At 59.6% G+C, this 13,173-nt stretch carries 7 protein-coding genes; 3 read left to right on the top strand and 4 right to left on the bottom strand.

What is annotated here, in order from left to right:
* Positions 1 to 18 precede the first annotated feature (18 nt).
* Complete coding sequence (locus ABR989_RS13820; protein WP_428129592.1) at positions 19 to 747, top strand: alpha/beta fold hydrolase; 729 nt, start codon at positions 19 to 21, stop codon at positions 745 to 747.
* Here the strand turns inward: ABR989_RS13820 and recD are convergent.
* The 3 genes from recD to ABR989_RS13805 form a co-directional block, all read right to left on the bottom strand.
* Positions 744 to 2,702: an exodeoxyribonuclease V subunit alpha gene (gene recD, locus ABR989_RS13815; RefSeq protein WP_428129705.1), complete on the bottom strand. Its 1,959-nt coding sequence runs from the start codon at positions 2,700 to 2,702 to the stop codon at positions 744 to 746. The two genes, ABR989_RS13820 and recD, sit on opposite strands and share 4 nt — an antisense overlap.
* Before the next feature lie 89 nt (positions 2,703 to 2,791).
* Positions 2,792 to 6,364 carry a UvrD-helicase domain-containing protein gene (locus ABR989_RS13810; RefSeq protein WP_428129589.1) on the bottom strand — a complete coding sequence of 1,191 codons (3,573 nt, stop codon included), beginning with the start codon at positions 6,362 to 6,364 and terminating at the stop codon, positions 2,792 to 2,794.
* Complete coding sequence (locus tag ABR989_RS13805; RefSeq protein ID WP_428129587.1) at positions 6,361 to 9,969, bottom strand: exodeoxyribonuclease V subunit gamma; 3,609 nt, start codon at positions 9,967 to 9,969, stop codon at positions 6,361 to 6,363. Before ABR989_RS13805 ends, ABR989_RS13810 begins: the two co-directional genes overlap by 4 nt.
* 116 nt (positions 9,970 to 10,085) lie before the next feature.
* Here ABR989_RS13805 and ABR989_RS13800 point away from each other — a divergent pair, with 116 nt between their 5' ends.
* Together ABR989_RS13800 and rfaD are read left to right on the top strand one after the other, a co-directional pair.
* Complete coding sequence (locus tag ABR989_RS13800) at positions 10,086 to 11,114, top strand: helix-turn-helix transcriptional regulator (protein ID WP_428129584.1); 1,029 nt, start codon at positions 10,086 to 10,088, stop codon at positions 11,112 to 11,114.
* Positions 11,115 to 11,156: 42 nt separating this feature from the next.
* Complete coding sequence (gene rfaD, locus ABR989_RS13795) at positions 11,157 to 12,107, top strand: ADP-glyceromanno-heptose 6-epimerase (protein ID WP_428129583.1); 951 nt, start codon at positions 11,157 to 11,159, stop codon at positions 12,105 to 12,107.
* Here rfaD and ABR989_RS13790 read toward each other — a convergent pair.
* Positions 12,104 to 13,162, bottom strand: a complete 1,059-nt coding sequence (locus ABR989_RS13790) for an alpha/beta hydrolase family protein (RefSeq protein WP_428129581.1) — start codon at positions 13,160 to 13,162, stop codon at positions 12,104 to 12,106. The two genes, rfaD and ABR989_RS13790, sit on opposite strands and share 4 nt — an antisense overlap.
* Between the last annotated feature and the right edge of the window lie 11 nt (positions 13,163 to 13,173).

Here is a 13,173-nt window from a genome sequence, read left to right as displayed (position 1 = left end):
TTTGCAAGGAGTCTGAAGATGCCAACGTTCAAGCGCGCCGATGTATCAATATACTACGAGGAGTACGGCACGGGGTATCCGATTCTGCTATTCGCGCCCGGCGGGATGCGCTCGAGTATCGAGTTCTGGGCCACGAGCCCGTTCGATCCGACCAAGGAACTCGCGGCCAACTTCCGCGTGATCGCGATGGACCAGCGCAACGCCGGCAAGTCGGCCGGGCCGATCAGCGGCGATGATGGATGGGACACTTACACGGGCGATCATATTGCACTGCTCGATCATCTTGGGATCGAGCAATGCCACGTGATGGGCGGATGCATCGGATCGTCGTACTGCCTCGGAACGATCAAAGCCGCGCCGCTACGGGTCAGCGCCGCGATTCTGCAGAATCCAATCGGACTCAGCCAGCGCAATCGCGAGATGTTCTTCGCGATGTTCGACGGATGGGCGCAGGCGCTGAAGGCGCATCGTCCAAAGCTTGACGACTCCGCGCTGCGGCAGTTCCGCGACCGGATGTATGGCGGCGATTTCGTGTTCAACGTTTCGCGCGAATTTGTGCGCTCGTGCAAAACGCCGATGCTGATTCTTTGCGGCAACGACGACTATCATCCGGCGGAAACCTCGAAGGAAATCGCCGCGCTCGCACCGAACTCCGAACTTATCGACAACTGGAAGACGCCTGACGTGATTGGCGCGACGGTGAAGCGCGCGAGAGAATTCCTGATCTCGCACACGCCGAAGAGTTAACCGGCGAGCGCCAGTTTGATCCGATCGGCGAGTCCCGAGAATCGCTCGACGCGAGAGGCGATTGCGTGGTTGAGCGTCGATTCGTCGCCGACGATGACGACCGAGGTTCTGCTGCGGCTGACGGCGGTGTAGATGAGCTCGCGGGTCAAAACAGCGACGGGTTTCTCGGGAAGAACGATGGCGATGGAATCGAACTCGGAGCCCTGCGCCTTGTGCACCGTCATCGCGTAGCTGAGCTCGACGAATTCGCGTAGCGCCTCGAATCGGAATGCGACGAAGTTGTCGCCGCGCGGAAATATCGCCATCGGGACTTGCGAGCCGTTGCGGCGCCGGACCCACAGCCTGATTCCATTGTCGCCGTTGAAGAGTCCGCGTTCATAGTCGTTACGCAGCACGATTAGCGGCTCGCCAACCACCAATGGGGCGCGCTCTGCCGCGACGCCCGCGGATTCGGCGGCGCGCGAATGAAGACGCGCGTTTATTCGCTCGGCGCCGGTCTCGAAGACGCGCGTCACGCACAAGATGCGTGATTTTCCGGCGTGCGCGAACAGGCACCGTAATCGCTCGCAGTCGGCGTCATCGAAACGGCCATCGCGTTCGACGTATTCATGCGCAACCAATTCTTCCATTTCCGGGCCGCCGCGCACTCGATCGGCGTACCAGCGATCCAGAAACGGGCCGAGTTCGCGCGACGCGGTTGTAATAAATTCGACGCCGGCGAACGTGAGTTGATCCGGTGATGAGCGCCGCGCCACAATCGGAGTATTCGATTCGTCGATTGAATTCAGGAGCTGGGCATCGCCGTCGTTAATCGACCGGGCCGCGAGCAAAATGCATCGGCCGGCGCTGCTTTCGCTGTTCATCCGATGGTTCACTTCGAGCCGCATCGATGCCGTGGTGAGCGGACCGGTATCGTCCCCGGCAGACGGGACGAGATCGCGAAACACGGAACCCGCAGCGACCGACGGCAATTGATCCGCATCGCCGAGCAGGATCAGCCGCGCTCCAGGCTGAATCGCGTTCGTCAGTCGTTCCATCAAGGTGACATCAAGCATCGATCCTTCGTCGACGATCACCACCTTCGCGGAGAGCGGGTTGTTGCGATGATGGCGGAAGCGCCCGGAATCAGGCGAGTAGCCGAGCATGCGATGAATCGTCGCGGGCTCGAGATGCGCATCCAGGAGTGCCTGATCTACATTGTCGAGCCGTTCTATTCGCGTCAGCGACTCGCCGATGCACTCGCCCATCCGATAGGCGGCTTTTCCCGTTGGGGCCGCCAGGGCAATCTGGGACGGGTCGACCCCGAGCCGCACCATCAGACGCATGATCGCGACGATAATCGAAGTCTTACCGGTGCCCGGGCCACCTGAAACAACTGTTAGTCCGGCGTGCGCCGAAGCGGCAACGACGTTGCACTGTTCATCAGACATCACAATCTGTTCGCCCTGCACAATAACGGGGCGAGCAATCACACCCTGAAGCGCGCGATTAAGGTTTTCCGCGTCCACCTCTTCTTGCGTACCCGTAGTCAATAGTGCAGCGAGTCGAATAGCCAGTTCACACTCGTAGTGATAAATGCGGTGATGAACTATGTAAGGCGCGATATATAATAAGGGTTTGTATTCATCCTCCCGCCGACCGACTACTGCTGATGCGCGGTCGGACTGTATAAGGCCTTCGATCGAAGCAGCGATCGTAGCGATGGCGTCGTCACCAAAGCCATCGGCACAGAGCGAACCGAGCACGCGCCGCATAGGCCCTCGCGAAAGCGGACCAGCTACCGGAAAGCGGGTACTTCCGTCCTGAAGCGCTACCAGCGAGACGAGGATGAGCACGATGAGTGCGATTCGGTCATCGTCTTTCAGAACCGGTTCAAGGGCCGCGAGCTCGGCCGCCAAGTGAACCGACTCAGGCGCAAGATTAAGCCCGGACGCCGAGACTTCGAGCGCGCGCATGCGAGCGTTGAACGCGGAACGGCCGCCGTCACGGGCTGAATCGAAGCGTCGCCACGCGGTATCCATTCCGAGTAATGAGTATTTCTCTTTCAAGCGCGGAGCTCGGAGCCGGGTTCGCGAGTCAATAGGTCGGATTCATAAGTGACTATTTCATTCCACGATGGTCTTGCGAAGTAAAATCCGGATTTTCCGTCACCGGCCTGCGAGACGCCACGAAGAAAGACGTACAAAAGACCGCCAAACCTCGAGTCGTAGTCGCGCTCGCTGTGGATTGCGAGCAGGCGCACGATACCGACTGAGTAAATTCGCGCCTGCAACCGATAGTGGCGTTCGACGTGCCGTGCGACTGCGGCAGGCTCATACGATGGCAGAAGATCGCCCTTCCAGTCGGCGAAGTATATTAGCTTGTCGCGCTGGAATACCAAGTCGATAAAACCCTTTATGTAGCCCCGTCCGACGATCCACGCGCCGTCCGGGCCGTCGCCGAGCAACGAGTGATGTTTCTCGGGAATTGGATACGCGAATTCCATTTCGCGGACGGCGGGCAGCCGGTACAGTGCGCGCTCGAGTACCGTTTCGCCCAGCGCGACCGGCGAGGTGAGCGCGTTGAAAACCATCTCGCGTCCGCGGGCCAGCCATCGCGGATCATTCACGCCGTGGCGGCGCATGGCGCTCGCGAACAACTCGCGCACGTCATCCCGCGCCATCCAGGATTCCATATCCGGGGCATCGCCAAAGGATTTGAAATCGAGCTTCTCGATCGCCTCATGCAGGAAAATGCCGACGTGGCGGCCGCCGGGCAAATCGAGGTTGTCGGCACGCGCATCGATGGCATCGACGCTGGTTTTGAATTCATCGGGATCGAAAGCGGTGGCCACCCCAGTTTCGCGCGCCGTCTGAAGCGAGGTGTAAGATTCGATCATCAAGCCGCGATGCCCAACGCCCAGCTCGGCGAATTCGCGGTCAAGGCCGCCGGTGTCGGACGCGGATGCGAGCCAGTCACACAAGGCATTCTCGTCAGGCGCCGTTTCGTCGTCCTCTTTTTCACTTTGTGAATCGATTGACGCTGGAGCGACCACAGTTTCCGTCGTGAAGAGCGTCTCCAATCGAGCTTCGCGATCGAGGGTGCGCAGCCGATTGTTCAGTTGCGCATAGGAGCCCGACAGGTCTCGATTCAGCGTTCCGTCCGGGACGTAGGGCAGTATCAGCTTGGCGCGCGCGCGTGTCAGCGCGACGTAGAGCAACCGCTGATCCTCCTCGTCCTGCTCTTTCTTGAGCGCCGTCCTTTCAACGTCCCGCGCCGGTTTGCCAATCGCAAGGCGCCGTTGCTTTCCGTCGTGGTAGATGCTGACCCAATCGCGCCGGTTGTTTGCGAAAAATCCTCCGTAGAGAGCTACGACGCCGGCTTCGAGTCCTTTGCTTTTGTGAATCGTCATGATTTGCACGGCGTCGCGATCGTCTTCGGAACGTTGCACATCCGGATCGTCGCCCGCCGGCGCCGCGCGCCCCGTGATGTAGGCGTCGAGAAGTTCGATTATTTCCGCGAGCGAGATTCCGTGCCGCGATGCTTGCTGAGTTAGAATCTCGAAGATGTGTTCGTAGTTGGTGAGTTCGCGACGGTCGTCTGACAACAGCAATTCACGTTCGACCAGTCCGCTTTGATGGAGCAAGGCGTCGAACAAGTCGGCGAAACGCCCGGCCTCGGCAAGTGCGCGCCATTCGAACAGTCTTTCGAGCATCGGGTGCGAGTTGCGCTCGTCGTCAAGCCGCGCCAGGTCCCCGTATTCAACCGCGAAGAAGGGCGAAGCCCACGCCTTGAGGCGGTTCGAGCGGCGGCCGGGTTCGTCAATTCCTCTGAGCAGGTCGAGAATGTCGGCGGCCTCGCAGGTCTGGAACAGCCCGTCCTGCTTGTAAAAGGCAAACGGGACTCCCGCGTGGCGCAGATACTTGCCAATTTCCGCGCTGTCGCGGTTGGTCCGAGTAAGGACGTAAACGTCTTTGGCTGTAATCTTGCGCGGCGCCTGCCCGTCGCCACAAATTTCTATCGCGTGATCCGGTTCCGCAATAATTCGCCGTATCGCTTGCGCGATTCGCGGCCCTATCGCTTCGCGCATCGGCCGCGAAGACTTGTATCGATCGTTACGCGGCTGGAACTTCATGAGCGTCACGGGTGCGATCGGCTGGCCGTTCGCCGCGACGGCTCGCAGAGCGGGACGCCCGCATTTGACCGGATGGGTATAGGCGATCTCACCGGTGAACAATGGCGCCGCAGCATTCTGATCGAACATCAGGTTGCACGCCTCGATCATGTCGCCGGTCGAACGGAAATTTTCGCGCAAGCGAACAACCGTGGCTCCTGATTTGGAGAGTTGCTCGCGCGCTTCCAGGTAAGCGTGCACGTCGGCGCCGCGGAATCCGTAAATCGCCTGCTTGGGATCCCCGATTACGAAGACGGTGTTGCCGGCGCCGCCTTCGATGAACACCTGTCGGAAGATCTTCCACTGAAGTTCGTCCGTGTCCTGGAATTCGTCGATCAGCGTCACCCGATAGCGCTCGCGCAGGGTCGCCGCGAGCGATTTGCCGCGAGGACCGTCGAGTGCGTCTGCAAGCCACGCCAGCATGTCCTCGTAGTCCAGTGTCCCGCGCTCGCGTTTTCGCGCGTCCATTCGCGCAGCGATAGCGGGCAGCAGTTCGTCAACCACGCGTTGCTCGATAGCCAGCGCTGCCTGAACCCGATCCCCCGCGTTGACGATCGTGCGCACGCGGTCGGGCATCTCGTCGGGGAAAATCGGCCGCGTTTCGGTTCGCGTGCGACGTGCGCTTCTGGGACGGCAGATGCGATCGAGATCGAAGCCGCACAAGCCTTCGGCCAGAATCGCGGTCGATCCATCGGCACGATTGACGAGCAGCTCGAGTTCACGCGTCGCGGCGATCGCATCGTGCCGGGCATCATCTGTGATCGCCGCGACGCGGAAGGCGTCCACCAACGTGTTTGCATCGAACGCGTTCTCCAAATCGGTCAACGCCTGTTGATTGAGTTCGCGCCCCGCCGTTCGCAAGTAGCGTTGAGAGTGAGCCTGCCAGAGCAGTTCCTCGAGTTCATCTGAAGTGCGTTTCTCATCCGAGAGCCACTCGTCAATGAGCCGCGCGACGCGATCATCCGACTTCAGCCGCTCGCGCAATACAGCGCGCAGGGCCTCGTGGAACTCGAGACGGCCGCTGGTGAGGTCAATTCCAAAACGCACTCCGCTGTCAAAAGCGAGCTCCGTGAGCATTCGACGGCAAAAGCTGTGAATCGTGTGGATGGGCGAATGATGAAACGAAAACAACGCGGTCGTCAGTCTTTGCCGTTCGTCGTCACCCAAGCGCTTGCGCTGCGACGTATGCGTGGCGTCCGCACTATGCCCGGACAGGACGGCTTCGATCGTCGCGCGGATTCGCGAGCGCAGCTCGGCCGTCGCCTTTTCGGTAAACGTCACGACCAGGATCTGATCGAGGAGAACGGGGCCGGTGAGGAGAAGGTCAACGACGATATGCTCAATCGTAAACGTCTTGCCGGTACCGGCGCACGCGTCGATAACCTTGTGCCCGCCGTCGAGAATTTCATCGAGGATCGCGGGCCGATAATATTCGATGTTTGCCGGAGATGCGGTCGCGCTCATTTGAATATCCCGATTATCGAGTCGAAGCGGCGCGCGACGATTTTCTCGATCTCTTCTTCGTCCGGCGGATCGAAACGGGTCGCGTTTCGCACTGGTCCGTATTCGGAACTGCTCTTCGAGAACTCATTGAAGCGGATGCGCTCGACAGCTTCGACCAAGTCGCGACGATTCGGGGGCTCGCGCGATTCCTTGACGACTTCTTCAACCGCTTCGATCGGCAGAAAGTAGTCATTGCCCGTCGAAAGCAGATCGCCGACGACCGTGTTCAGGAAGCCGAGCGCCGAATCCCGGTCCATCGGCCGGAACTCGCGAATCCATTCGTTCTGCTTCGTTGACTGTGTTCCGATCACGATCGCGCGAAATCTTTCGGGCAGTTTCGCTCCGCTGGCGGCAAGGACAATTGCGTTTAGAAACGCCGGGAGAAAATCTTTTGGCCTGACGTTCTTATGAAGCACGCAGTTGATCGCTGCGCCTGCCTGCGGCGACGCGCCCCGAATCGTGCCGTAGAGACTCACGCGCTGCGTCACTATCGTTCCGTCGTGGCGGCGGACGCTGGCATTCAGTGCGATTGGAGCAAGAATCTCGCCGACGTCGGCGAATTCGTCGGCGCGTCCGATCCGGATGTCCTTCCATCCGTCGAAATCGGTTACGCCGGCCTGGGAAGCCCGCGCGATCCATTGACGAAGCGCCGCAGCGTCAGCCGTTGCAGCGGCCTGCGCAAATTGTCCCGCGGGTGCGTGCCCATTGGCCTGCGCAATCCGAACCTGGCGCGCGTACTCTTCGTCGAGAACCTTGAGCTTGGCGCGAGCGCGCCAGAAGACATCGCGCAGCATCACAGTACGATCGAGCCGCGACTGCTGGAGCGGCTCGTCTTCCGCCTGCTCAGGCGCATCTTCGTCCTCCAGCATTCCGAGCGAATAACGCGCGGCGCCCTGCAAAGGACATTCGAGATATTTTCGAATCGCGGCTATCGGAAGCGCGAGCTCCTCCATCGGCGCGTGGCGTGCCGCGGCAGGCGCTGTTTCGAATTCGGCGAATTGCAAATCCTCCTGCACGCGCTCGCGCAACTTCCCGCCGAGACGATCCAGCAAACGCTCACGGTGCGGCTTTGCTCGATGCGTTGCAGGGGCATCGAGTTTTTGCCGGAGCGCGAGCATCCGTGCGCCGCGGCGCGCGTCAGGATCGAAGCTCGCGAATTCGTGATCGCTGTCCGGAGTTGCGCGATCGGCGAATTCAGGAAAATATTTCAAATCATAACGGCTGACCGGATGTTTCACCGTCAGCTTCGCGAGCGTCTTTTCATCGATGAATCCCCGCAGCATGTATTGCAGTTCGCGAATGACGGACGAGGGTTCGAGGGCGTCGCCGGTTTTCGCATCGCGAGCAATGTAGGAGAAAAAAATCCGCTCGCGCGCGGCCAGGATCGTCTCGAGGAATAGATAACGGTCCCGCTCAGCCGGAGTGACGTCGCCCGCGCCGCGCTTGAGCATCCGCAAATCAAGCGGGTCGCGACGGTCGCGCTCAGGAAAGACAGCTTCGTTCAGCCCGAGCGCAAAGATGACTTTGAACGGGATCGACCGCAGCGAGGAAAGCGATCCAACCGCAACACCCCGCCCCGAAAATTGCCCGCGACGCGATTCGAGATCGGTGATTCGCGTTGCGATCATCTCGCGCGCCGATTCGTACGACATTGGACCAATGTTCAGTTCTGAGTCGCCGATAGACTCGATCGCCTCGAGGAAACTATCCCTAACCCGTTCATCGAGCGCGGTCGCCGGGCGGAGGTATGTGTTCAAAAATTCGATGAGCATTCGCGACCATTGCCGGGGCGTGAGCCGCGCATTGCGCATCGAGAGCGCATCGGCGATGAGCGAGCGTGCCCTGCGCATGAACCGCGCCGCCGTCTCGAGTTCATCCTGCGCAACTTCAAAGGGCAGGTAGCCGGGGGCTGTTGCTCCGGTCTCGTAAAATGCGGGAATCCCGCCGCGCTGACCGGTCATCATGGCGCCCAGCGCGAGGCGTTTGATCGCCTGATCCCAGTGATAGAGGCCGTGCGGAATGTACGTTTCTTCCAATTCGGCATCGTCGGCGCCGAAGAAAATGCCCAGCGCCTCGCTCCATCGAGGCCACATCTCGACGTCGATTCGGGTTTCGCTTTCGCTGTTCAACGCGGGATGCGTCAGCAGCCGGATCATTTCCGCGCGCGAAAAGCGGCCGCGCGGCAGATTGAGAAGCAACTCGACGGCCTCGGCGACGCGGCTCGCGCCAGCGATGCTGCGGCTGACGAGATCGATTGGAATTCGGTGCTGCTTTCGAAAAACGCTCTCGATGTGGGGTATATAGTCGTCAACCGCCGCGTCAGGAATCAGCACTGCGATTTCGTGAAACCGAATGCGCTCGGCGCTGCCGCTGGCGGCAAGCTTCTCGTTGTCGCGAACGATCGGCCAGATCTCGTTGGCGACGATTTCGGCCTCGCGTCTAATTCCCGGGCAGGCAAGAAACCGGATTCGCGCTTCGTATGGCTTGCCGTCTCCATCCTCGACGTCCGGGGGCTGCGGTTCTCGATCGAGGATGCTTTGCTGAAGAGCTTCGAGCAGCGTCGGTGGTTCGCGAGAAACCGGATCGGAGAAGAGCGGCGCGAAATCGCATTGAGACAGCTCGTTGAGCAGCCGAACGTATTCACGGCCCGGCCGCCCCCAGAGCCTCAGAGCAGGCGGGTCGGACGATTCATTCAACGCGAACGGGTCTTCGGATTCAGCGAGTTGTTCTCCGACTTTGTCTTGACGATGAGCCCACAAGGTGAGCGCGCCGCGACGGGGACTGTCCACATCGTCCCAAAACTCGCGGCACGGATTGAGCGCGTAGATCCGAATATCGCCGAGCGCGCCGAGTCTCGCGAAAATTTCCGCATAAGCATTCCCCGCGTACGAGGAACCGAACACGTGAAGCGTCGCCGGCAGGGCAGATTTGAGGCGCCCGCCATCGCCCGCCTCGAATGCATCGGGCAACATCATCAATCGAGTCTCGCGCTCCAACAACCATTGCTCGCGCACGCGGCCGTGCGAATCGAATACCGACTGCCACAAATGCCGCTGCCATCGCTCAGTCTCGCCCATCGCATCAACGTCAGATCGCCGGGCAGTGCGCCATTTCTCGATCATGCGCCGCCTCGAAATCGAATACTCGCGAAACAGCCGCGCCAACTGTGCGGCAAGCAGGATCGTTCTGAGCTCGACATCGGCGTCAGTTTTGGATCCCGCCTGGATGTAGTCGCGCGCCGGCTTCAAGTCGAGGTCGTCGCGATGGCTCGAACTTCGAAGGCACTCGAACAGGATCAGTTGGAGCTCATCGGCGTCCAGGATCTTCAGGTTCTTATCCGTCGATTGGAGAAGTTCGGCCAGATAATTCCGCAGGAACGGGAATTCCAGATTCGCCGCGACGCCGATCGATTCGGCCAGCCGATACCGGACGAATTGTTCGACGACGCGATTGGGTACGACAATCGAGACCGGCTCGAGCGGCTCGCGCCTCTGATGCGCGGCTACGGCGTTGGCCAGGGGTGCGATCAGATTCTCGAGGCGATTGGAATAGTAAAGACGAATCATCGCGGCACAGCTATACGCGTTTTACACTTGAGGAACATATATTGTCTTTCTGACAACCGTTGTCATCGAATAAGCGGGATGATTGGATCAGCAGACCTTCGGAGCAGAGGCGATTCATGAAGAAACTTCGCCGCAAACCCACCTACGGCGCCGCGATTCGGCTGGCACGAATCGCCGCCGGGTTGTTCTCGAAACCATACGGCTGGAGTTTCAGGGCGATCGAGGAAAGTCTGGAAATTTCCGGGCGCACACTTGCCCGCTACGTGTCGGTGCTGCGCAGCGATCTGCTCGACTGGCGCGGCGATCCGCTGGTTGAAGTTGTCGGCACGGGCGGCGAGCGCAAACTTCGGCTGGTCAGTTCGATGAAAGCCGCGGAGGCATCTTCGTACCAGGTCGCGCTGCTGTATTTCTCGCTGACCGTGCTCAAGTTCCTGGAGGGCACGGTGTTGGAAGAAGGCGTGGAAGGATTGTGGGAGAAGATTTACCAGAACCTGAGCCTCACGCAGCAGACGCGGCTGTCCGACCTCGAGCGCAAGTTCTACGCCGTCCCTTACGCGCCCAAGGACTACGGTGAGTTCAGCGAGCAACTCGACGTAATTTTGCGAGCGCTGCTGGATCAGATTCGGCTCAAAGTCGACTATGCCGGTCTGACCGGCGAAGGCCGGCAGCACGACTTCGATCCATACTCGCTGATCGCCTACCGCGGCGGTCTCTACATTCTCGGCTACAGCCATCGAAGCAGCGCGATCATCTATCTCGCGGTGGAGCGAATCCGCTCGGTCGAATTCATTCGTCAACCCGATGGGACCCCGGCGCGGTTCATCTATCCGCGCGGCTTCGACCCGGCGGCGCACACTGAAGGGACTTTCGGAATTGTCGAAGGCCCCGAGACCAAGGTCGAACTGAAGATTCATAGCGAACAAACCGAAGCGTACGTTCGTTCGCGCACGATTCATCGCAGCCAGCGTTTCTCGCATCGCCGCGACGGTACGACGATCATGACGATGACTGTCAGGGGTACGACGGAGTTGGCGAACTGGATAATGAGCATGGGGCCGTGGATCGAGGTGCTCAAGCCCGCCTCTCTGCGCAAAGAAATTGCACAGCGCCATGCTGGAGCAGCGCGTCTTTACCGCGCCAGTTAGTGCAATGGCGAAATCCATTATATGCTTGCGGGCGGGCAACCCATGATCATCCTAACCGGCGCTGCGGGCTTCATCGGCAGCAATCTGCTACACGCGCTGAATGCCAAGAGCATCACCGACGTTCTGGTAGTCGATCGCTTGGGCGATAATTTCCGCAACCTTTGCGATCTGCGGTTTTCGGACTTCATGCAGCCCGGGGAATTCGCCCGGGCAATCGAGCGCAGGATTCTCCCTGACCGAATCGAAGCGATTTTTCATCAGGGCGCATGCGCCGACACCACCTGCGACGACGGCCGCTACATGATCGAAAACAATTTCACGTTTTCGAAGTCGATTCTGCACTTCGCTCTCTCGAGCAAAGTTCCACTGGTGTACGCGTCAAGCGCAGCCGTGTACGGCTCATCGCGCGCATTCGCGCCGTCACGCGAAAACGAACGCCCACTCAACCTCTACGGGCTGTCCAAACTCGCTTTCGACAATCATGTCCGCAGCGTTGCCGCCAAGTCCGAGAGTACTGTGGCCGGGCTGCGATACTTCAACGTCTATGGTCCACGCGAATCCCACAAGGGCAAAATGGCGTCGATGGTGTATCAGCTCTACCGGCAGTTGAAGGCGAGCGGACGCGCACGGCTGTTCAAGGGCACCGACGGATACGCCGACGGAGAGCAACGGCGCGATTTTACTTTTGTCGGCGACATCGTTCGCGTAAACCTGGCGCTTGCCGAAGGTCCCGTGCGCAACGGCATCTTTAACGCCGGCACCGGACAGTCGCGCAGCTTCAACGACGTCGCCAGAATAATAATCGCGCAGATCGGTGCGGGCGGGATCGAGTATGTACCGTTTCCCGAGAACCTGGCGGGCAAGTATCAAAGCTTCACGCAAGCCGAGATCTCGGCGCTGAGGAATGCCGCCTACACCGAGCCCTTTTCGACTCTGGAAGATGGAATCGCGCAGTCGATCGATGCCTGGAATCGAGAGGGCAGGTCAACCTAAGGCGTAGTCTTCAGCGGATGATTCCTGAAAAAGTCCAGCATCGTAGTCGTCCATTCTTTGGGCCATCGCATGTGATTACCAAGACCAATTATAGATCCCATAGTACTGGCCGTTGATTTCTCGGGAGCCTTTGGATCGGTTCCGCACGAATCGGTACATGAGTAAACCCGGCGATGGTGATTGTCGAGGATCACGTCATCGACAACTACTCCGGCTGCGTTTAATTCACTCGCCAGTTGCTCGCCGTTGGGACAGATGCCGCCGATGTCGCAAGCGTTGTGGATTTGCATGGTCCGTGCGGCCGGATTGAAGATCTGAATCTGTTGTTTGTTTTCGGGCGATCCGGCGACCGGCCGCTGCTGACAAGGATCGTCGAACGCGCCGAACGGATCGGGTCCCGAATAAACCGCCGCCGCCGCTATGTTCGGACGATTCACCGCGTACAGATAGCCCATCGCGGCTCCGTTGGACCATCCGGAGACGTAAATCCGGGTAACATCGACCTTCCCGGTCGCGACCTCGGCCGCAATGAAATGATCGATCGCGGCCGCGTCCGCATTTTCCCGCCAGGTCGTGTCTCCGGTCTTTACGTCACCGGTTGGGTTCAACTGGCGATACCAATTATCCCATCCAACCCCCTTGTTGTCCGGAAATGGGTAATAGTGCGTCGTTTTGCGTCCCTGGGGAGCCAACACGATGTATCCGACATTCTTCGGATCGTCGGTGAGTGAGACGGAATCCTGGAGGTCAAGTATATTGGTCTGAGTAATCCATCCAGCCGAAAACAGCGACGGATGCAAGTATACGATCATTGGTAACTTGCGATTTGCGCCTGTGGATTTGGGCTCGTAGAGGCAAGCGTAGCGATCGATGCGGTCCGCGTCTTTCCATGGACCGATCAACTTGCCTTCGCCGCAATTGGGTTTGACTTCCGAAAATACCGCCGCTGACGGATCGCCAAATGGCCCGCATGCAGCCGGCGCGACGCTATCCTTGGTCACGCTGCCGCATGAAAATAAGCAGGCGATCATCGCCAGGCAGATGGTTCTCTTCACGACACTGCTTT

The organism is Binatus soli (SeqCode), from assembly GCF_050015535.1.
Lineage (GTDB): Bacteria > Desulfobacterota > Binatia > Binatales > Binataceae > Binatus > Binatus soli.
This window is presented reverse-complemented; position numbering and strand designations above follow the sequence as displayed.

Excerpts from the sequence above, each read along its gene's own strand:
- ABR989_RS13800 (WP_428129584.1), top strand. The coding sequence starts at position 10,086 with ATGAAGAAACTTCGCCGCAAACCCACCTACGGCGCCGCGATTCGGCTG.
- ABR989_RS13810 (WP_428129589.1), bottom strand. The coding sequence starts at position 6,364 with ATGAGCGCGACCGCATCTCCGGCAAACATCGAATATTATCGGCCCGCG.
- ABR989_RS13820 (WP_428129592.1), top strand. The coding sequence starts at position 19 with ATGCCAACGTTCAAGCGCGCCGATGTATCAATATACTACGAGGAGTAC.
- rfaD (WP_428129583.1), top strand. The coding sequence starts at position 11,157 with ATGATCATCCTAACCGGCGCTGCGGGCTTCATCGGCAGCAATCTGCTA.
- recD (WP_428129705.1), bottom strand. The coding sequence starts at position 2,702 with ATGCGCGCGCTCGAAGTCTCGGCGTCCGGGCTTAATCTTGCGCCTGAG.
- ABR989_RS13805 (WP_428129587.1), bottom strand. The coding sequence starts at position 9,969 with ATGATTCGTCTTTACTATTCCAATCGCCTCGAGAATCTGATCGCACCC.